Source organism: Aporhodopirellula aestuarii, assembly GCF_023701485.1.
Classification (GTDB): Bacteria; Planctomycetota; Planctomycetia; order Pirellulales; family Pirellulaceae; genus Rhodopirellula; species Rhodopirellula aestuarii.
Genome location: NZ_JAMQBK010000088.1, coordinates 72,041 through 72,432, shown reverse-complemented (window position 1 = coordinate 72,432; position 392 = coordinate 72,041). Strand labels below are relative to the sequence as shown.

Below are 392 nucleotides of genomic sequence, written 5' to 3'. Positions count from 1 at the left end.
GCATCTTAAGTCGTGCCAAATACACCGGCCGAAGCGATGACAACGTCGATAGCCTGAAACTTCGATTCGACACTTTCAAGGCGGAGACTCTGCCGACGGTGGAGTTGTTCAAAAGCAAAAATAAATGCGTTGAGATTGACACCAGCCTGGACCGCCAAGCGGTCTACGAGTTGGTCCGCAGCCATCTCGCCGAACACACCGACGCCACGCACGCTGCCCAACCGCTCACCGAACGATCGGAAATCCTGCTGGGACTGAGACCTTATCCCAAACAAGAATCGTAAGCCGACTCGTTACCAAACAGTGGTGTTACCCCGGCCCCATTCGACACCATGATCAGAAGTGCTTTAGCGGCATCGAAAATGGGGACGGGGGGGGCGAGACCGGACGGC

The 392-nt window shown here is 55.9% G+C and carries 1 pseudogene; it reads left to right on the top strand.

The annotated features are described in order from the left end of the window. A pseudogene (locus tag NB063_RS28350) lies at positions 1-284 on the top strand (nucleoside monophosphate kinase); the annotation flags it as partial. Between the last annotated feature and the right edge of the window lie 108 nt (positions 285-392).